17 protein-coding genes are annotated in these 20571 nt (G+C 64.5%); 11 read left to right on the top strand and 6 right to left on the bottom strand.

Annotation, left to right across the window (positions count from 1 at the left end; translation table 11 throughout):
* Positions 1 to 35 precede the first annotated feature (35 nt).
* Genes lgt through K0M74_RS19525 form a run of 6 tightly spaced genes read left to right on the top strand, consistent with a single transcriptional unit; the run spans position 36 to position 5992 of the window.
* Positions 36 to 854: a prolipoprotein diacylglyceryl transferase gene (gene lgt, locus K0M74_RS19550; RefSeq protein WP_293976239.1), complete on the top strand. Its 819-nt coding sequence runs from the start codon at positions 36 to 38 to the stop codon at positions 852 to 854.
* The gene (locus K0M74_RS19545; protein WP_293976208.1) at positions 847 to 1911 is read left to right on the top strand and encodes an SAM-dependent methyltransferase; all 1065 of its coding nucleotides are present in this window, start codon (positions 847 to 849) and stop codon (positions 1909 to 1911) included. Before lgt ends, K0M74_RS19545 begins: the two co-directional genes overlap by 8 nt.
* Complete coding sequence (locus tag K0M74_RS19540) at positions 1908 to 2426, top strand: N-acetyltransferase (protein WP_293976206.1); 519 nt, start codon at positions 1908 to 1910, stop codon at positions 2424 to 2426. The genes K0M74_RS19545 and K0M74_RS19540 overlap by 4 nt, the downstream gene beginning before the upstream one ends.
* Positions 2423 to 3184: a peptidoglycan editing factor PgeF gene (gene pgeF / locus K0M74_RS19535; RefSeq protein ID WP_293976204.1), complete on the top strand. Its 762-nt coding sequence runs from the start codon at positions 2423 to 2425 to the stop codon at positions 3182 to 3184. Before K0M74_RS19540 ends, pgeF begins: the two co-directional genes overlap by 4 nt.
* Positions 3185 to 3200: 16 nt before the next feature.
* On the top strand, positions 3201 to 4607 hold the full coding sequence (locus K0M74_RS19530; RefSeq protein WP_293976202.1) for a DASS family sodium-coupled anion symporter: 1407 nt from the start codon (positions 3201 to 3203) through the stop codon (positions 4605 to 4607).
* A 59-nt stretch (positions 4608 to 4666) separates the two neighbouring features.
* Positions 4667 to 5992 (top strand): cystathionine gamma-synthase family protein, encoded by a 1326-nt coding sequence (locus K0M74_RS19525; RefSeq protein WP_293976200.1) that lies wholly within the window; start codon positions 4667 to 4669, stop codon positions 5990 to 5992.
* Between the two features lie 35 nt (positions 5993 to 6027).
* Here the strand turns inward: K0M74_RS19525 and K0M74_RS19520 are convergent, their stop codons facing one another.
* Complete coding sequence (locus K0M74_RS19520) at positions 6028 to 6747, bottom strand: HAD-IB family hydrolase (RefSeq protein ID WP_293976198.1); 720 nt, start codon at positions 6745 to 6747, stop codon at positions 6028 to 6030.
* A gap of 89 nt (positions 6748 to 6836) precedes the next feature.
* Here K0M74_RS19520 and K0M74_RS19515 point away from each other — a divergent pair, with 89 nt between their 5' ends.
* The 4 genes from K0M74_RS19515 to K0M74_RS19500 are packed head-to-tail and all read left to right on the top strand — an operon-like array spanning position 6837 to position 10371.
* On the top strand, positions 6837 to 7943 hold the full coding sequence (locus K0M74_RS19515; RefSeq protein WP_293976196.1) for an ABC transporter permease: 1107 nt from the start codon (positions 6837 to 6839) through the stop codon (positions 7941 to 7943).
* Entirely contained in the window at positions 7943 to 8797 is an 855-nt protein-coding gene (locus K0M74_RS19510; protein ID WP_229667041.1) for an ABC transporter ATP-binding protein, read from the top strand. Before K0M74_RS19515 ends, K0M74_RS19510 begins: the two co-directional genes overlap by 1 nt.
* A 9-nt stretch (positions 8798 to 8806) precedes the next feature.
* The gene (locus tag K0M74_RS19505) at positions 8807 to 9748 is read left to right on the top strand and encodes an MlaD family protein (protein ID WP_088441221.1); all 942 of its coding nucleotides are present in this window, start codon (positions 8807 to 8809) and stop codon (positions 9746 to 9748) included.
* 14 nt (positions 9749 to 9762) lie between these two features.
* On the top strand, positions 9763 to 10371 hold the full coding sequence (locus K0M74_RS19500; protein ID WP_293976189.1) for an ABC-type transport auxiliary lipoprotein family protein: 609 nt from the start codon (positions 9763 to 9765) through the stop codon (positions 10369 to 10371).
* 51 nt (positions 10372 to 10422) lie between these two features.
* On the opposite strand, the gene pepN is transcribed toward K0M74_RS19500, so the two are convergent.
* Positions 10423 to 13017 (bottom strand): aminopeptidase N, encoded by a 2595-nt coding sequence (pepN, locus tag K0M74_RS19495; RefSeq protein WP_293976187.1) that lies wholly within the window; start codon positions 13015 to 13017, stop codon positions 10423 to 10425.
* 46 nt (positions 13018 to 13063) lie between these two features.
* Between pepN and K0M74_RS19490 the strand changes: the two genes are divergently transcribed.
* Positions 13064 to 13855, top strand: coding sequence for an SDR family NAD(P)-dependent oxidoreductase (locus tag K0M74_RS19490; protein ID WP_293976185.1), 792 nt, complete (start codon positions 13064 to 13066; stop codon positions 13853 to 13855).
* Positions 13856 to 13874: 19 nt separating this feature from the next.
* On the opposite strand, the gene K0M74_RS19485 is transcribed toward K0M74_RS19490, so the two are convergent.
* From K0M74_RS19485 to K0M74_RS19470, 4 genes are all read right to left on the bottom strand, one after another.
* Positions 13875 to 15059: a DUF445 domain-containing protein gene (locus tag K0M74_RS19485; RefSeq protein WP_293976237.1), complete on the bottom strand. Its 1185-nt coding sequence runs from the start codon at positions 15057 to 15059 to the stop codon at positions 13875 to 13877.
* Between the two features lie 171 nt (positions 15060 to 15230).
* Positions 15231 to 18647 carry an efflux RND transporter permease subunit gene (locus tag K0M74_RS19480; RefSeq protein ID WP_293976183.1) on the bottom strand — a complete coding sequence of 1139 codons (3417 nt, stop codon included), beginning with the start codon at positions 18645 to 18647 and terminating at the stop codon, positions 15231 to 15233.
* 38 nt (positions 18648 to 18685) lie between these two features.
* Positions 18686 to 19867, bottom strand: coding sequence for an efflux RND transporter periplasmic adaptor subunit (locus K0M74_RS19475; RefSeq protein ID WP_293976235.1), 1182 nt, complete (start codon positions 19865 to 19867; stop codon positions 18686 to 18688).
* Between the two features lie 320 nt (positions 19868 to 20187).
* Positions 20188 to 20457: a GlsB/YeaQ/YmgE family stress response membrane protein gene (locus tag K0M74_RS19470; protein ID WP_088441227.1), complete on the bottom strand. Its 270-nt coding sequence runs from the start codon at positions 20455 to 20457 to the stop codon at positions 20188 to 20190.
* Positions 20458 to 20571 lie beyond the last annotated feature (114 nt).

Below are 20571 nucleotides of genomic sequence, written 5' to 3'. Positions count from 1 at the left end.
CCGAAGCAACGCAATATGTGAACTTCCATGACTTGATGGGAGAGAACAGCGAAATTGCGTTCAGCATTTTCGGCCTGCCGATCCGTTGGTACGCGCTGGCCTATCTCGCCGGCATTTTCGTCGGCTACTGGTATCTGCTCAAATTGATCGCGCAGCCGGGCGCCCCGATGGCGCGGCGCCACGCCGACGACATGATCTTTTACGCGATGCTCGGCATCATCATCGGCGGGCGACTCGGCTATGTGCTGTTTTATAATCTGGGCGAATATATCAAGGAGCCGCTCGGCGTCTTTCGGCTGTGGGATGGCGGGATGTCACTGCACGGCGGCGTCATGGGGGTGCTGATCGCGATCTGGTATGTGACGCGCAAGGAAAAGCTGAGTTTCCTGCGCTTTTGCGATTATGTCGCCTGCGTCATCCCGTTCGGACTTTTCTTTGGCCGCATGGCCAATTTCGTCAACGGCGAACTGTGGGGCCGCACCACCAACGTGCCGTGGGCGATCATCTTTCCCGACAGCGGCAGCATGGAGGCGCGCCACCCGAGCCAGCTTTACGAAGCAGGGCTCGAGGGGCTGCTGATGATGGCGGTCCTGACCTTCCTCTTCTGGCGCACCGACGCGCGTTATAAACCAGGATTCCTGTTCGGCATGGCCGCGATCATTTACGGTCTCAGCCGGTTCGCGGTCGAGTTCGTGCGCGAACCCGATGTGCAACTGGGTACCCTGTCTTGGGGGCTGACGATGGGGCAGACGCTGACCATCCCGATGCTGCTGATCGGTTTCTGGCTCGTCGCCACCGCGAAGGGACGCCGCCAGCGGGTCGAGCCGGTGGCCGGACCCGACAGCGTTGCGTGACGGACCGCCGACGCCTGCCCAGCTGATCGGCGACATCGCGGCGGCGCGGGCGACGACGGTCGCCGACTATATGGCCGCCGCGATCAGCCATTATTATGCGACGCGCGATCCGCTGGGCGCCGCGGGCGATTTCACCACCGCCCCCGAAATCAGCCAGATGTTCGGCGAGATGATCGGCGTGTGGATCGCCGACCTGTGGGCGCGCGCAGGGAGCCCGGCCTTTCGGTATGTCGAGCTCGGCCCGGGGCGCGGCACCTTGGCCGCCGACGCCCTTCGGGCGATGGCGCGTTTCAAATGCGTGCCGCAAAACATCCACTTTGTTGAGACCAGCCCGACCCTTCGCTCGGCCCAACTGGCCCGCGCTCCCGCTGCCGTCCATCATGAAGACATCGACGACCTGCCGGTCGACGGTGCGGCGATCATCGTCGCCAATGAATTTTTCGACGCTCTGCCCGTCCATCAATATGTCCGCACCAGTGGTGGCTGGCGCGAGCGGATGGTCGAGCGGCAGGGCGCGCGACTTGTTCCGGTGCCGGGAGAGGCGGCTGCAGACGACCTTGTTCCCGCCGCGCTTCGCAGCGCCGCCGAGGGCAGCATCGTCGAAACCGCGTCCGTGTCGGCGGCGATCATGCAGCGCTGCGCCTTTCGCCTCGCCCGGCAAGGCGGCGCCATGCTGGTGATCGACTATGGCTTTAGCGGTCCCGCCGTGGGCGACACGCTGCAGGCGGTAAAGGCGCACCGCTTCGCCGACCCGTTCGCCGATCCGGGCGAGGTCGACCTGACCACTCATGTCGATTTCACCGCGCTCGCCGACGCTGCTCGGAGTGGGGGGGCAGCGGTCCGCCCGGTCACGACCCAAGGCGATTGGTTGCAGCGGCTGGGCATCGATTCGCGGTTGCAATCGCTTGCGGCATCGGCGCCCGACCGCGCCGAGGAGCTGAAGGGTCAACGCGACCGGCTTGTCGCGGCCGACGCGATGGGCGAATTGTTCAAAGTCATGGCCATCACCGCACCGGGCTGGCCCACCCCTGCCGGGTTTACAGGAGACAGTGCTTGACCATCATTCATCTCGCGACCCCGGACGATGCAGAGGCCATCGCGACCTTTGCCACCGACTCCTTCACCCGCACCTTTGGTCATATCTACGACCCCGCCGACCTGGCCGCCTTTCTCGCGACCTGGAACCCACCCGAACGTGTCCGCGCCCAGATCGGCGCGTCCGATCACGACATTGGGTTGGTCCGTGACGCAGCCGGCGCCATCCTTGGCTATATCAAAATGGGTCCGGTCGATTTCGACCTTCCCCCCGAGCAGGCGACCGACGACGCCGTGGAACTGCACCAGCTCTATGTCGCCGAAGCCGCCAAAGGCACCGGCGTTGCGGCGGCGTTGATGGATTGGGGCATCGCCTGGGCGCGTCAGCGCGCGTCGATCTTGTATTTGTCGGTCTTTACCGAAAATGCGCGCGCGCAGGCCTTTTACCGCCGCTATGGTTTCCATGACGTCGGCCGCAATGAATTTCGCGTCGGCAACCATATCGACGAAGACCGTTTTTACAGGCTCGACCTGTGACCGCGCCGTTCGCCACCGCGCTGCCGCTCGCCGACATTCCGCACGGTTTTTTCGGCCGCCGCGGCGGAGTGTCGACCGGCGAGCTGGCGTCGCTCAACTGCGGCCTTGGTTCGGGCGACGATCCGGCGCTGATTGCCGAAAACCGGCGGCGCGTGGCCGATGCGGTGCTGCCCGGCGCGGCGCTCACTGGGGTCTATCAGGTCCATGGCAATCGCTGCGTCATCGTCGATGAGACGACCGACCTGGCCGCACGGCCCGAAGCCGACGCGCTCGCGACGCGCACCTCCGGCATCGTGCTGGGGATTCTCACCGCGGATTGCGTGCCGGTGCTGTTCGCCGACCGCGACGCAGGCGTGGTCGGCGCCGCGCATGCGGGGTGGAAGGGCGCGCTTGCCGGGGTCACCGACGCCACACTAACCGCGATGGAAAGCCTCGGCGCGGACCGCGCAAACATTGGCGCCGCCATCGGGCCGTGCATCGCGCGCGCATCCTATGAGGTCGACGATGCATTTGTGCAGCGCTTCACCGCCGACGATCCCGCCAACGAACGCTTCTTTGCCGCGGCCAAGCCCGGTCATGCGATGTTCGACATCGCCGCATATGTCGCCGCCCGGATCGCGGCGGCGGGCATCGCTCCAATTGCCATCGGCGGGCAGGACACCTATGCCGAAGCCGAGGATTATTTCAGCTATCGCCGCGCGTGCCATAAAGGGGAAAATTCCTATGGCCGCCAACTGTCAGTGATCGGTTTGAACTGACACATTTGGGGGACGGATGACACGCACGCGCCTGTTTGGATTGATCGGCGGCCTGCTGACCTTCATCGTCATGCTTGCGCTGCCCGCCCCGGCGGGCATGGAAACCACCGCCTGGCACGTCGCGGCGATGACGGTGCTGATGGCGATCTGGTGGATGAGCGAGGCGCTGCCGCTAACCGTCACCGCATTGCTGCCCTTCCTGCTCGTCCCCGCTTTCGGGGTTATGGACGCCAATGCGGTCGCCAAGGAATATTATTCGCCGATCCTGTTCCTGATCCTCGGCGGCGCCTTTCTCGCGCTGGCGATCGAGCGCGTCGGGCTGCACCGGCGCCTTGCGCTAGCTTTGCTCAAGCGCGCGGCGCCGACCGCGACGGGGCTGCTCTTTGCCTTCATGGCGGCAACCGCGCTGCTCAGCATGTTCATTTCGAACACGTCCACTGCGCTGATCATGGTCCCCATCGCACTGGCCGTCGTCCGCGCTGGCGGCATTCGCGAGGGCGAGACCGAGGGTTTTGCCGGCGCGGTGATGATGGGCATCGCCTTTGCAGCATCGATCGGCGGGCTCGGCACGCTGGTCGGCAGCCCGACCAACGCGATCGCTGCTGGGCTGATCGAAAAGACGCTGGGGCTGCGCATCTCGTTCCTCGACTGGATGATCTATGGCGTTCCCGTCGTCCTGCTCGCCACCCCTGCGGCGCTGTTCATCATCGTGCGGGTGCAGCGGTTGTCGGCACACGCTTTCGACGGACAGGGCGCCGCCGCCGCGCTCGGCAAACAGGCGATCTGGTCGTCCGCCGAGCGCCGTGTCGTTCCGGTCTTCCTGCTCGTCTTCCTCGCCTGGGTGGCGCAACCCTGGCTCGAACCCTTGCTGCCCAAAGGCGCGCTGACCGACGGCACCATCGCCATCGCGGGCAGTCTGCTCCTGTTCGTCCTGCCCGACGGCACCGGGCGCCCCCTGCTCGTCTGGAAAGAGGCCGACCGCGCGCCTTGGGGCGTCATCTTGATGTTCGGTGGCGGCCTGGCGCTCGCCGCGGCGATCACCGCGAGCGGTCTTGCCGCATGGCTGGGCGCGGTTCTGGCGCCGCTCGGCAGCATCCCGACGATCGCGCTGGCCGCGATCATCGTCGCGCTCACCATCCTGATCACCGAATTCGCGAGCAATGTCGCGACCGCCAGCGGCATCATGCCGGTGCTCGCGGCACTGATCGCAGCGACGGGAGTCGATCCGATCCTTCTCGCGCTGCCCGTCGCGATGGCAGCGAGCTGGGGCTTTATGCTCCCCAGTGGTACCGGCCCCAACGCGCTTGCGTGGGCGACTGATCATATCGCGCTGCCGCGGATGCTGAAGGCGGGACTGGCGCTCGACATCATCGGCGTGCCGCTGCTGATCGGGGTGATCTGGGCAGTTGCAATGCTGGGGTGACGCGCGGGGCAAAGGGCGCTAGTTGCAACGGAAACTAATCTGGCCCCAAGGAAAACTTCATGCCCCCCATCGACAACAGCGACCTCACCGGTACCACCCCGCGCCGCAAGCCCAAACAGGACGTCACCGAAATCGGCGGGCGCGAACTGTCGCCGGCGACGCTGATGATGGGTTATGGTTACGATCCGATGCTGTCCGAAGGCTCGCTCAAACCGCCGATCTTCCTGACCTCGACCTTCGCGTTCGAAAGTGCCGCGGCGGGCAAGCATCATTTCGAGGGGATTACCGGCAAGCGCCCCGGCGGTGCCGACGGCCTTGTCTATTCCCGCTTTAACGGGCCGAATCAGGAAATCCTCGAGGCCCGCCTTGGCGTCTGGGAAAAGGCCGAGGACGCGCTGGTCTTCTCGTCGGGCATGTCGGCGATCGCTACCCTCCTCCTCGCGCATGTCAGCATGAACGACGTCATTGTCCACTCGGGTCCGCTCTATGCCGCGACCGAGACGCTGATCGCGCGTATCCTGTCGCGCTTTGGTGCCACCTATGTCGACTTCCCCGCCGAAGCGTCGCGCGAAGAGATGGACGCGATCCTCGTCCGCGCCAAGAAAATGGCTGAACACCAAGGCGGCAAGGTCGCGATGGTCTATCTGGAAAGCCCCGCCAACCCGACCAACGCGCTGGTCGATGTCCAGGCGATGCGCGCCGCGACCGATGCCGCCTTTGCCGAAGGCGAACGGCCCCCGATCGCGATCGACAACACTTTCCTTGGCCCGCTGTGGTCCAAGCCGCTCGCGCATGGCGCCGACATCGTGCTGTACAGCCTGACCAAATATGCCGGTGGCCACAGCGATCTGGTCGCGGGCGGGGTGCTGGGCGCAAAACATTGGCTTGGCCCGATCCGGATGATGCGCAACACCATCGGCACGATCTGCGACCCGCATACCGCGTGGATGCTGCTGCGCTCGATGGAAACGGTCGAACTGCGTATGAGCCGCGCGGGCGAAAATGCCGAAAAGGTTTGCGCGTGGCTGCGCGAACATCCCAAGGTCGATGGGCTGGGTTACCTCGGATTCCTGCCCGAGGGATCGCAGAAGGACATTTTCGAACGCCATTGCACCGGCGCCGGGTCGACCTTCTCGCTGTTCATCAAGGGCGGCGAAGCGGAAAGCTTCCGCTTCCTCGACGCGCTGAAGATCGCCAAGCTTGCGGTCAGCCTGGGGGGCACCGAAACGCTGGCCAGCCATCCGGCGGCGATGACCCATCTGTCGGTTCCCGACGCGCGCAAGGCGTTGATGGGGATCACCGACAATCTGGTCCGCATCTCGATTGGGATCGAGGATGCCGACGACCTGATCGCTGATTTCGCGCAGGCATTGGACGCGGTCTAATTGACAACTCCCCTCCCACCTGCCGGAGGGGATAACTACTTCCGGCCGCGCCAGTCGACGACCTGCCACCCCATTGTCGGCGCCAGCCGCTTCAACCCCCGCGACGGTGTCGTCGCGACCGCCTCGTCGGCAAAGCGCAGCATCGGGTGGTCAGACACATGGTCCGAATAGGCGCGGATATGAGCGGCATCACGGGTTATCGCGTTGGCCGTCATCCAGCCGTCGATCCGCGCGAATTTGGCGTCGCCATAGCAATTCTCGCCCGACAGGCGCGCATGGATATGGTCGGCGCCATCGGGTTCGTCGAGCTGCGTCGCCAGCACATCGTCGATGCCCAGCCGCTTGGCGATCGCATCGACATAAAGATGGAACGATGCCGTCGCGAGCACCAGCCGGTAACCCGCTTCGCGGTCGGCGGCGATCTGTTCGAGTGCCGCGGGATGGAGCCCGCGCGCCACCACCTTATCGGCATAGCTTTCGGCCAGCGGCGCGATTTCGGCGCGGGCAAAGCGCTGACCGACCAGCAGCCGCAGGTTAATCGCCTTCAACTGCGACCGGTCGATCAAACGCAAACCATAGGCGATTCCCGCTAGCCCGACGAGCGGCAACAGCAGTAGACGCCATTGCTGCCGCCGCCGCGCAACATGAATCAAGAACCCGCTGTAAGTCCCTGATCGGGTTATTGTCCGATCCATGTCGTACATCGCCACACGGTGCGCATAGTCTGGCGGCGGGGCGATCGGCGGCGTTTCCATCCCCCGCTCATAGAAGCGCGCCGCGCCCGGGCCAAGGGGGCGGGATTAACTTGCCGCGGTGGGTCAAATAAGACAATGTCCTCCGCACGATGGTGGCCAGAGCGGATTTCGAACAAAGCGAGGGTGCGGGTGGCACCGACATCCGCTTCACCGGTCGGCTGACGCTGGCGCGGCTCGGCGATTTGCCGACCCGACTCGACGCACTCGGCCCGATCGCGACGCTCGATTTGTCGGCGCTCGAGCGGATCGACACCGTTGGCGCGTGGATCGTTACCCGCACCGTCAAAGAACATGGTGCCAAAGTCACCGGCGCCAGCCCCGAAGCGCAGCGCCTGCTCGATGCGCTGGCCAGCGACACGAGCGAATATCGCGTCCACCGCGATCGCCGTCCACCGCTTACCCGCATGCTCGAACAGGTCGGCGCCGCCAGCGTCGGGGTGTGGAACGAGCTGCTCGGCATCATCGGATTTTTCGGCGCCATGATAATGGCGCTCGGCACCCAGCTGCGCGCGCGGCGGCGGCTGCGCTGGCACGCCATTGTCACCCGCTTCCAAACCGTCGGCCTGGATGCGCTGCCGATTATCGGGCTGATGACCTTCCTGATCGGGATCGTCGTTGCGCAGCAGGGCGCGGTGCAGCTGCGCCAGTTCGGGCTGGAAGTGTTTACCGTCAACCTGGTCGGCCGCGCGTCGATCCGCGAACTGGGCCTGCTGATGACCGCAATCATGGTCGCGGGCCGTTCGGGCTCGGCGTTTGCGGCGCAGATCGGTACGATGAAGCTGACCGAAGAAATTGACGCGATGCGTACGATCGGCGTCTCGCCGATGGAAGCGATCGTGCTGCCGCGCGTCGCCGCCGCGACGATATTGATGCCGCTTCTGGGTTTTTACGCCAGCATCTGCGCGATCATCGGCGGCGGGGTATTCTGCTGGATCGGGCTCGACATTCCGCCCGTCACCTATGTCCAGCTGCTCCGCGATATCATCCCGATGACCGATTTCTGGGCAATGCTGATCAAGGCGCCGGTGTTCGGCATATTGATCGGGGTCACCGGCTGTTACGAAGGCATGCAGGTACGACAGAATGCCGAGGAAGTCGGCAAGCGGACCACCTCCGCCGTGGTTGCCGCAATCTTTCTCGTCATTGTGCTCGACGCAATGTTCGCGGTCTTTTTCTCGTCGATCGGATGGAATTGATGAGCGAAGAAATCGACGACCAGGTTGCCGAGGAGCTCGCCGCCGCCGACGCGGTGCGGCCCGGCGACTTCGACAATGCGATCTGTATCCGCGGCCTCGTCAACCAGTTCGGCGACACAATCATCCACGACCATCTCGATCTCGACGTGCGGTCGGGCGAAATCCTCGGCGTCGTCGGCGGGTCTGGCACCGGCAAGTCGGTGCTGATGCGGTCGATCATCGGGCTGCAGACCCCGACGTCGGGCGAAATCGAGGTGTATGGCAAGACGCTCGACACGATCTCTGACGAGGAAGAATCGCGCGACCTGCGCCGCCGCTGGGGCGTGATGTTCCAGGGCGGGGCGCTGTTCTCGACGCTGAGCGTGGCCGAGAATATCCAGGTGCCGCTGCGCGAATTTTATCCGCGCACCGACCAGAAATTGCTTGACGAAATCGCCGCCTACAAGGTCGCGATGGTCGGCCTGCCACCCGATGCCGGCCCGAAATATCCAGCCGAGCTGTCGGGCGGCATGGTTAAGCGTGCGGGCCTTGCGCGCAGCCTGGCGCTCGATCCTGCGCTGCTGTTCCTCGACGAGCCGACCGCGGGGCTTGACCCGATCGGCGCGGCCAAGTTCGACGAGCTGATCCGCGAACTGGCCGACACGATGGGGCTCACCGTCTTCCTCATTACCCACGACCTCGACTCGCTCTATGCGACCTGCGACCGCGTCGCAGTGCTGGCGGAGAAAAAGGTGATCGCGGTCGGCACGATCCCGGAACTGCTTGCCACCGAGCATCCCTGGATACAGGATTATTTCAACGGACCGCGTGGTCGCGCTGCGGCGGGCGGGAACCAAACCGCGAAGCCGCGATAGGAACAGCTGATGGAAACTCGCTCGAACAACGTCCTCGTCGGCGGCTTTGTCCTGCTCTTTACCGCCGCGCTCGCCTTTTTCATCGTCTGGCTGGCCAACGACAGCGGCGGGGAGAAGCGCGAATATGACGTCTTCTTCAAACAATCGGTCGACGGGCTTAACAAGGGGTCTGCGGTTCAGTTCTCCGGCGTCCCGTCGGGACAGGTGCGCGAAATTGCGCTGTGGCCCGACGACCCGCAATTCGTCCGCGTTCGCATCGAGGTGAACGAGGGCGTCCCGGTGCTGCAAGGCACGACCGCCGCGATAGAGGGCGTCGGCTTTACCGGCGTCTCGCAGATTTCGCTCGACGGAGCGGTCAAGGGCGCGCCGCCGATCACCGACAAGGGGCCAGCCGGCAAGCCCGTGATTCCGACGCGTGTGGGGGGGTTGGGCGAACTGCTCAACACCGCACCGCAATTGCTCCAGCGCCTGTCGACGCTGACCGAACGCTTGGCCGAGCTGGCCGATGATGAGAACCAGGCGAGCATGCGCGGCATTTTGAACAATGTCGAAGCCTCGACCGCGATCCTCGCCCGCAACGGCCCCGCCATCGAACGCGCGCTTGCCGACACGCGCATCGCGATCCAGCAAACCGGGGTCGCCGCCGAACAGATCGGCAATCTGGCCGCCGCAACGCAGGGAACGATCGACCGCAATGTCGATCCGGCGATGCGCAACCTTCGCGACACGCTCGCCTCGGCCAACGAATCGATGAAGACGCTCGAAGGCGCTATTGCCGATGCGCGGCCGGGCCTGCAGACCTTCAGCCAGACGACGATCCCCGAAGCCAATGCGCTGATCCGCGATTTGCGTCGGACCTCGGCCTCGCTATCCAGCCTGACCGACAAGCTCGACCAGCAAGGGGCGGGCGCCGTCCTGGGCGGCAGCAAGCTGCCCGATTACAAGCAATGAGGACCAAGCCCGCCATGCCCAATCGTTTCCGCCGCCTCCGCACGCCGCTGCTCGTCGCTGCCGCCGCCGTCTCGCTGTCGGCGTGCATCGGCCTTGGCGGCAAGACCCCGTCCTTCCTGCTCACCCTCGACGCAGCGGCCGCACCATCGGCAGGCGCCGCGCGCACCGCCGCCGACGCCTCGACGCTGACGATCCTGATCCCGACCGCGCCGCAGAAACTGCGCACGACGCGCATCCCGGTGCAGCAGGACAATAGCAGCGTCACTTACGTCAAGGACGCGCAGTGGGTCGAAGCCCCGAACCGGCTGTTCCAACGGCTGGTGTCCGAAACCGTCTCCGCCAGCACATCGCGCGTTGTGCTCGACGAGGGGCAATATCTGACCGCGCCGGGCGAACAGCTCGCGGGGCAGCTGATGGAATTCGGCGTCGATGCGCGAACCGGCGAAGCGGTCGTCGTCTATCAGGCGATGCTGGTCGCCGCGGGCGGCAAAACGGTCAGCCAGCGCCGCTTCGAAGCGCGCGAAGCAATCGGGGGCGAGGTTGAGGCCAAGCTGGTCGGCGAAGCGCTGACGCGCGCCGCGAACAAGGTGGCGGGTGAGGTTACGGGGTGGCTCGGGAACTGAGCATGTTGCGGCGACCCGTCGAACCCGCCGCCCCAAAGCTGCCCCTACACCCTACCCCAGCAAACTCTTGCTCGCCTGCTCGGTTACATCGCGCGACAGCCCTGGCTGCGCCAATATCCGTTCCAGCTCAGCCTTCATCATCGCGGCGCGCGCGTCGTCGAAGCGCTTCCAGCGGCCGAGCGGGGGGATCATCCGCGCCGACGTTTGCGGGTTTTTCGGGTCGAGCGCGATGACCAGATCGGCGATCAGGCGGTAACCCGCGCCATCGGCCTGATGGAACGCCGCCTGATTGCCCGAGAGTGCACCATAGAGCGACCGCACCCGGTTCGGATTGGCCAGCGCGAAGTCGGGGTGCTGCGCCAGTTCCTTCACCGTATCGACGGTATCGGCGCGCAGCGACCACGCCTGCACCTGGAACCATTTGTCGAGCACGAGCGGGTTGTCGCGATAGCGTTGGTAGAAGATGTCGAGCGCCGCCACCCGCTCGTCGCTGTTGCCATGCGCCAGCGTCGCCAGCGCCGCCTGCCGTTCGGTCATGCCGTCGGCGTCGGAGAAAATCCGGAACGCCAGCGCCGGCACATCGTCCGTCGCCGTCGCCGCCAGATAGGCGAGCGCGACGCCGCGCAGGCGGCGGCCGCCCTTGGCCTTGCGCGACAGGTCGGTGGCGGGCGGCGCCGCGCCCGCCAGAATCGCGCGCCATTGGCTATCCAGTGCGGTGCCGATCACGGCCTGCAATGCCAGCCGTTCGCGGCGGATCGCGTCGGGGTCGACCGTCACCATCTGGTCGCCGATAAAGGCTTCGCTGGGCAGCAGCACCGCATCGGCGACAAACGCGGGGTCGGTCGCTGCGCCCACCAGCGTCTGGCCGATCGCATCGATGACCGCTTGGCCGCCGCGCGCTTGGCCCGACACCGCGGCGACCAGCGTATCGAGCATCAGTTGCTGCAACGCCTCATACCGCGCAAAGGGATCATCGTCGTTCGCGGCGAGCCACGCCAGCTCGCCGTCTGCGCGCGCAAAATCGACGATCACCGGCGCTGAAAATCCGCGGTTGATCGACAGCGCGGGGCGCGCCGCAAAGGCGCCGAGCGGCACGCGCTGCGTCGCACCGGTCAGGGTAACCAGCGTTTCGGGCAAGGCCGCGCCGCTGCCGTCCATGGCAAAGGCCGCGAGCTTCAGCGGCATCATCATAGGTTGCTTGTCGTCTTGCCCCGGGGTCGGCGGTACCGTTTGCGTCACGTCGAGCGCCCAATCGCCGCCCTCTTGAGCCAGCGACAGCGTCAGGCGCGGCGTCCCCGCCTGGCTGTACCACAGGCGGAATTGCGTTAGATCGATGCCCGCCCCCTCCTCGATCGCGCGGACAAAATCCTCGCACGTCGCGGCCTCGCCGTCGTGGCGATCGAAATAGAGGTCGGTGCCTTTGCGGAAGCGTTCGGCACCGACCATCGTCGCCATCATGCGGATGATTTCGGCGCCCTTGTTATAAATGGTCGCGGTGTAGAAGTTCGAGATCTCCTGAAAGCTGTCGGGGCGGATCGGGTGCGCCAGCGGCCCCGCATCCTCCGGGAATTGCGCGGCGCGGAGCAGACGGACGTCCTCGATCCTCTTGACCGCGGGCGAACCCATGTCGGCCGAAAAACATTGGTCGCGATAGACGGTGAAACCTTCCTTCAGCGACAGCTGGAACCAGTCGCGGCAGGTGACGCGGTTGCCCGACCAGTTGTGGAAATATTCATGCGCGACGACCCCCTCGACCCCGTCATAATCGACGTCGGTCGCGGTGTCAGGGTCGGCGAGAATGTAGCGGGTGTTGAAGACGTTGAGCCCTTTATTCTCCATCGCCCCCATGTTGAAATCGCTGACCGCAACGATGTTGAAGAGGTCGAGGTCATATTCGCGGCCATAGACGCGCTCGTCCCACGCCATGCTGTTCTTCAGTGCCTGCATCGCGTGTCCGGTGCGATCGAGATCGCCGTCGCGGACCCAGATACCGAGTTCGATTTCGCGCCCCGACATCGTCGTGAAGCTGTCGCGGTTGACCACCAGATCGCCCGCGACCAGCGCGAAGAGATAGCTCGGCTTCGGCCACGGATCTTCCCACAGCGCCCAATGATTGCCACCCGCGCCATCGCCCTTGGCGATGCAATTGCCGTTCGACAGCAGGATCGGGAATGCCGCCTTGTCGCCTTCCATCCGCACCTTGTAGCGGCTGAGCACATCGGGGCGGTCGGGGTGAAAGGTGATCCGGCGAAACCCTTCGGCCTCGCACTGGGTGCACAGCATGCCGTTCGACGCATAAAGCCCCATGAGCTGGGTGTTCGACGCGGGATGGATCAATGTGTCGATCTCGACCGTCGCCGCGGTGCGCTCGCCGATATCGACGATCATGTCGGCGCCGTCCATGCGCCAGTCATTCCACACTTCACCGTCGACACGCACAGCAACCGGAGTCAGCCCGTCGCCGCGCAGCACCAGCGGGGTCGGCGCATCGGCATGGCGGACGACCGACAGCGCCGCGGCAACACGCGTCGCTTCGACTGCCAAGGCGAAATCGAGCGCGACGTCGGGCACCTGCCAGTCGGGCGGGCGATAATCGCCGCGGTGGATGGTGACGGGAACGGCGGGGGTGGAAGAGGCATCGGTCATGTTTTGGGTCTAGGCGCGGGGCGCGGGGCGCGCAATAAGGCGGGCGATGGGTCAAATGCTGATTTTCGGTTTGGGCTATGCCGCAAGCCATCTTGCGGACCGCCTGCGCGCGCGCGGGTGGGATGTGGTCGGGACGACGCAGGACCGGCGCGGCGACAGCATTGCTTTTGCCGACGAGGGCGCGGTGCTCGCGGGGCTGCGCTCGGCGACGCATATCCTGTCGTCAGTGCCGCCGGTCGCTGGCATTGACCCGGTGCTGGCGCGCTATGGCGATGCCATCGCGATCGCGCCCGCAACATGGGTCGGCTATTTCTCCTCGACCGGCGTCTATGGCGATGCGGGCGGCGCATGGGTTGACGAAAGCGCGCCAATCAAAGGACGCCGCGCCGACCGCAACGCAGCGGACGCTGCGTGGCAAGCGCTGCGCGGCGATGTCTCCGTCTTGCGCCTCCCCGGCATCTACGGCGCCGGCCGCTCGATCCTCGATCGCATCGGCGAAGGCCGCGCGCACCGGATCGACCTGCCCGATCAGGTGTTCAGCCGCGTCCATGTCGACGACATCGCAGGCGGCGTAATCGCGTCATTTCGCGGACAGGCGGGGGTCTATAACCTCGCCGACGACGAACCTTGCCACCAGAACCGGCTGGTCGAGTGGGGATGTGCAATGCTGGGCGCACCGCTGCCGCCGCTGCAAACGCTGGAAGAGGCAGACCTGTCGCCAGCGGCACGCGCCTTTTACGCAGAGAACCGGCGCGTTGCGAATGGGAAGGCGAAACGGTTGCTCGGCTGGACGCCGCGCTATCCGAGTTTTCGGGAGGGGTTGCTAAGCTGCTCATAGCCTTCGCGGGGGCGACGGACTAAATCAACACATCCACCGTGTGGATCAACACCCCTACCAGTCCGCCAACCAGCGTCCCGTTGATCCGGATAAATTGCAGATCGTCTCCCACCGCATTTTCCAGCCGGTCTGTGATCGTCTTCGCATCCCAGCCGCGGATCGTGTCCGACACCAGCTTGAGCGCGGTTTCGCCATAGCTGTCGACCACGCCGACCACGGCGCGGCGGGCATAGCGGTTGAGCGTGCGCTTGATATGGGCATCCTCACCCAGCATCGCACCAAACTGGGTCACCAGTTCGCCGATCCGCCCCGCCAGCATCGTGTCGGGATTGCGCGCCGCCTTGAGCAGAGCGCCGCGGCCCTGCTCCCACAAACCGTCGAGCCAACGTTTGACCGCTTTGTTTTCGAGCAGCTCGTCGCGGACCTTGGCGACCTTGGCTTTGACTTCGGGGTCGTGCTGCAGGTCGAGCGCCATTTTGGCGAGCCCTTCCTCGACGCGGATGCGCAGCGGGTGTGTCTCATCGACTGCCATTTCGCTGAGCAGCTTCGACAGCCCCGCGACGATACGGTTGGAAATGCTTTCGTCCAGCCCCGTGAAACGGACAATCGCGTTCGAATTATCGTGAACCATCTGGTGAATCAGGTGATCGTTGAGTTCGAGCGTCTTCGATCCCCATTTGACCATCGCATCGAGCAATGGCTGGTGCCGCCCCTCGGCCAGCGCGGCATGTAATGCCTGTCCCAGCAATGGTGCAACATCGAGTTCGCGCAGGCGGTCGGCGATCGCCGATTTGACCATTCCACCAAGGCGCTGCTGGTCGAGCGCCCCCAGCGCGTCGGCGATTATCCGCGACGCGCCGATCTTGAGTCGCCCGCCGCCCTCGGCGGGTTGCGACAGAAAGGCACCGACGGCGCCTGCGACATCGAGCGTCTGCATCTTGCGCGCGATCAGGCGCGGCAGCAGGAAATTGGTGAGCAGGAAGCGCGCCAGCGTATCGCCGATACGGTTCTTGTTGCGCGGCACGATCGCGGTGTGCGGGATCGGGATGCCCATCGGGTGGCGGAACAAAGCGGTGACCGCGAACCAGTCGGCGAGCCCGCCGACCATCGCTGCCTCTGCAAAAGCGCGCACAAAACCCACCGCGGGGTGGACGTCCTGATAAAATTTGGCGGTGATGAACACCAGCGCCATCAGCCCCAGCATGCCCGTGGCGACGACACGAATGTTCAGTCCGCCGGTCGGAACGGCAACGCCCACCCCCAGGGGGTGGGCGCTTCCGGTCTCGTCCGGGGTCGAAATCTTGTCCATCATGCGCCTAAAATGGCGAAGCGCCGCAAAAGTTGCAACCGAGGCGGCACATTTGGCCGCGCCCGATCACTCGGCCGGTTGCGGGGCAGGCGCGCCATGGGGCTTGGTATCGTCGCCTTCCTCATAAGTGAGCAGATTGCGCGAGAAGAACCGACCCAGCCGTTTCTCCACACTATCGGCGAGGCTGAAGCCCGCGGGAACGATCAGCAGCGTCAGCAGCGTCGACAGGATCAGGCCGCCGATCACGACCACGCCCATCGGCGCGCGCCATGCGCCATCGCCCGACAGCGAAATCGCCGTCGGCACCATGCCCGCGACCATGGCGACCGTGGTCATCACGATCGGCTGGGCGCGCTTGCGACCGGCATCGAGCAACGCGTCCATCTTGCCGACCCCGTGATCCATTTCCTCGATCGCAAAATCGACGAGCAGGATCGAATTTTTGGCGACGATGCCGAGCAGCATGAGCAGCCCGATATAGACCGGCATCGAGATTTCCATGCCGGTGATCGCGAGGCCCAGCAGCCCGCCAAGCGGGGCGAGCAGCAGCGACGACATGTTGACCAGCGGCGACAGGAAACGGCGATAGAGCAGCACCAGCGTCGAGAACACCAGCAACAACCCCGACACCACGGCGATCAGGAAGTTGGTGATCAATTCGGCTTGCCACTTGGCGTCGCCCTGCACGACTTTGCGAATTCCCTGCGGCATCTCTTTAACCGCGGGCAGTTCGTCGATCTTCTTCTGCGCGTCGCCGGTGACCAGCCCCGGCGCCAGGTCGGCACCGATGACGATGCGCCGCGTCTGGTTATAGCGGCGCAATTCGGTCGGCCCGGCCCCGAACCCGATTTCGGCGACCGACTTCAACGGCACGGTGGTCCCGCGCGACGTCGGCACCGGCAGATTCTCGATCGTCGCCAGGCTACGGCGTGAATCTTCGGACAGCAGCACCCGGATCGGAATCTGGCGATCGGACAGCGAGAATTTCGCCGCATTCTGGTCGATGTCACCCAAGGTCGCGATACGGATCGTTTGGCTGAGCGACGCCGTCGTCACGCCGAGTTCGGCGGCGAGGTCCATGCGCGGATTGACGATGATTTCAGGGCGCGGAATATCACCCTCGATCCGCGGCGCGCGAAGTTCCTTCACCCCGCCCATCTGCGCCACGATCGTGCGGGCGTGTTTTTCGAGCGCGACCGGATCATCGCCGCCGATCACCATCGTGATGTCGCGTCCTGAAAAGCCGCCCGACTGGCTCTGGAAATTGACGCGCGCATCGGGAATCGCGGCCAGCTTGGATTGCAGACTGCGTTCCCATTCGACGCTGGTTATCTCGCGATCTTTCTTGAGCGTGATAAAGCCATTCCCGCCGCCGACATTGACGTCATAGAAAGCAGTTTGCACGACCGGGCTATTGTCGAGGACTTCCCCGATCTGCCGCGCGATGTTTTCACTTTGCGACAGGGTCGAACCGGGCGGCAGTTCATAACGAACCTGGCTATAATCGCTGTTGGTCGTCGGCTGGAACTGCTGCGGCAGAACCATGAACAAGCCGATGCTGGACAGGAAAGCGAGCAAGCCGATGCCGACGATCCAAACGCGGTGATCGTGCAGCCGCGCCCAAGCCCGCTGGACCATAAACTTTGCCCAATGGGTGAACGACCACTGACGCATCCCCATCGCATAGACGGCAGCGCCGATCAGAATGGCAAGCAGACCGGTGGCAAGGAAGGTGACAATCGCCATGAGCGGCGTCAGCACCAGGAAATGGATCGCTGGATTCGGGCCGTCCTGCCCCGCAGGAACGGGCTGGAAGTATGAGAAGATCGAATAGAGGACATAGAGTCCTGCCAGAACGAGCGGTACCGCCAGAAAGGCGATCCGGGTCCGTGTTCCGTCATAACGCGCGCGCACTGCCTGCTGCTTGGTGCTGTCGAGCGTCCACGCCAGCAGTCGTTCATAACGATCGACCCACGGCCCCGCCGCATGCTCCTGCTCACCTTGCGCCGACAGGAAATAGGCGGCGATCATCGGCGTAATCATTCGCGCGACCGCAAGGCTTACGAGCACCGCGAACACCACGGTCATCCCGAACTGGACAAAGAATTGCCCCGAAATTCCGGGCATCAGCGCCACCGGCAGGAACACCGCAACGATCGACATCGTTGTCGCGACGACGGCGAGGCCGATTTCGTCAGCGGCGTCGATCGACGCCTGATAGGCGGTTTTGCCCATGCGCATGTGCCGGACAATGTTTTCGATCTCGACGATCGCGTCATCGACCAGCACCCCCGCGACCAGGCTAAGCGCGAGCAGCGACAGACTGTTCAGCGAAAAGCCCATCAGGTCCATGAACCAGAAGGTCGGGATCGCCGACAAGGGAATCGCCAGCGCCGAAATCAGCGTCGCGCGCCAGTCGCGCAGGAACAGGAACACGACGATGACGGCGAGAACCGCCCCCTCGCCCATCGCGAGCATCGAACTGCGATATTGTTCCTTGGTATATTCGGTGCGCGTGAACAGAATCTTGAAGTCGACCTTGGGGTTCGTCTTCTTGATCTCAGCCAGCTTTTTCATCGTCTCGTCATGGACGGTGACGTCCGACGCGCCCTTGGCCTTTTCGATCGAGAAGCTGAGCACCTGACGGCCCTTAATCTTCGCCAGGTTGCGCTGTTCGGCATAGCCGTCGGTTACTTTGGCGACGTCGGACAGGCGCACGGTGCGACCATTGCCAATCGACAGGCGTGAGTTGCCAAGGTCCAACGCGTTGGCGGCGTTACCCAGCACACGAACAGCCTGTTCGGAGCCGGCAATTTCGGTACGGCCGCCCGCGGCGTTGACGTTGGTCTGGCGCAGCTGCTGGTTCACCTGGCTCGCGGTCAGGCCATAGCTTTGCATGCGCGCGGGATCGAGGATGACGCGAATTTCGCGATCGACCCCGCCAGAACGGCGGACCTGGCTCATGCCGGGGATTGCGAGCAAATCTTTCGCGACCGTATTATCGACATACCATGACAGCTGTTCGAGCGTCATGTCGGATGCCTCGACCGCGAAGTAGGTAATCGGGCCACCGGCGATGTCGACGCGTACCACTTGCGGTTCCAAAATCCCGTCGGGCAAGTCGCTGCGGATCTGTTGAACCGCCTGATTCACGTCGTTATAAGCGCGGTCGATCGGGGTGCCGATTGCGAACTGCACCATCGTGCGGCTGCTGCCTTCGCTGACATAAGACGACATTTCGTCGACGCCGCTGACGCCGCGTACCGCCGCTTCGACGCGCTGGGTAACCTGCGTCTCCAATTCCGTCGGCGCGGCACCGGGTTGGACCACGATGACCTGCACCGCCGGAAATTCGATGTCCGGATTATCGTTGACGTCCATCCGATTAAAACTGACAATCCCGGCCAGCAGCAACAGCACGAACATGACGATCGGCGGCACCGGATTGCGGATGCACCAGGCGGAAATGTTGCGAAAGCTCATGATTCAAACGCCTTTTGTGCGCACGCTATCGGGAAGGATTATTGCGACGATTTCTGGATCACCGGCTTCACCTTGTCGCCGACGTTCAGGAAGGCGCCTGCCAGCACGACCACTTTTTCCTGGCCGGTAAGCCCCGAAGCGATCGACACGCCGTCATCGGTGACGGTGCCAACCTTGATCGCGCGGCGCTGGATGGTGTCTTTGTTATCGACGATCAGGACATAATTGCCCTCGGGGCCGCTCTGGACGGCGCTTTCTGGCAGCAGCGGGGCTTCGTCGGTGCCCGAAATTAACCGCGCGTCGGCAAAACCGCCGGGGCGCAGGGCGGCGCTGTACGGCACCGCGATCCGGACCATTCCCTGCCGCGTTTCGGGGTTGATCACCGGCGACACCTGCCAGACCTGACCCTCGACGTTCAGGTTGCTGCCGACGGGCGTGATCGTCGCGCGCGTTCCGACACGCACGCGCTGCAAATCGGCCTCGGCCATCTGCGCCAGCAATTCCATCTCACCCCCGCGCGCCATGCGGAACAAGACGCCGCTGCCGGCGCCGACGATCTGACCGGGTTCGACGCCGCGCGTCAGCACCAGGCCAGCCGCGGGGGCGACGATGTTCAGGCGGCCATTGCGCGCCTGCGCCTCAGCATATTGGGCTTGCGCGACGCGGACGCGCGCGTTCGCTGCGTCGCGGGTGGCGCGCTTGCGGTCCATGTCTGCCTTCGAAATGAAACCGCGCGACACCAGCGCATCGGCACGCGCCAGTTCCGCTTGCGCCAGATCGGCGTCGGCCTGCGCCACGCGGATCGAGGCGGCGAGACTTGCCGCTTGCTGTGTCTGCACCGAACGATCGATGATCGCGAGCGGCTGTCCGGCACCGACCCACTGACCGGGCTCGACCAGCACGCGAACGACCTGCCCGCCTTCGCCCGCGATCCCGACGGGCATTTCGCGTCGTGCCGCGATCGTGCCATTGGTCGAAATGGTCGACTGAACCGACGCGCGGCCCGGCACCATCACGGTGATGCTCGGCATCGCTGCGGCGCCTGCGCCGCCTGCCGCACCGCCAGCGCCCGCGGCACCGTCTTTGCTCGAGCTGAATGCGTACCAAGTCGCTGCCAGGGCGAGCACGATCAGCGCCACTGCGATGATCAGGCGCGTCCGTTTGCGGCGGCTGTCCGCCTCGTCATAATAGCTCTGGGTCGAACCCGCGAGGCTGTCCATCACATCCACTTTCCGCTCGTAGTTCACGCCGAAATCCTCCCTGCCTCAAGCGGCATCCGATGCGGCAAGCGCGACAGCGCTCCGCCCCCTCAGGGCCGCACGACAGGACCGAAATCCCGTATTAGGTGTATTACCCAATTAAACCACCACTTGCAAGAGGCCAAAACCGGTCCCCGCGCCTGGCCCCCGGGCGCGCGGGTCTTAGGCGGGTACGGCCCCAATTTCCAGTGGTTACAGACATGAAAAAGGGCGGCGCGCCTGACGGCGAGCCACCCTGTGATCCGGTCAGGGTCGATCGACCCGGCGCCGGTGTTATCGATTCAGCGGACGCGTCCGCGGCGCACCAGGTTGACGATGGCGAGCAGCACGACCGCGCCGATGAAGGCGGTGAGCAGGGTCATCGGATCAAAGGCGTTGCCGCGCAGATGACCGCCGCCCAGGAACTGTCCGAACAGAAAGCGGCCGAGGATCGAACCGATACAGCCGACGATGATGTTGAGGAAGATGCCTTGCTGGGCATCGGTACGCATCACGATGCTGGCCAGCCAGCCGATCACGCCGCCCATGATGATTGCGATAATGAAATCCATGATATTGACCCCCTACGATCATTGATGGTGCCCGACATTGCGGGCAGGTCTTTGATAACCCGGATATTTGAGAACGCCAAATAGAATGGCGGGGGGGGGGGGGGGGGGGGGGGG

It is taken from the genome of Sphingopyxis sp. (genome assembly GCF_019459305.1).
Taxonomy (GTDB): Bacteria; Pseudomonadota; Alphaproteobacteria; order Sphingomonadales; family Sphingomonadaceae; genus Sphingopyxis.
The sequence above is the reverse complement of the archived record's forward strand: the minus strand, read 5'-3'. Positions and strand labels throughout refer to the sequence as shown.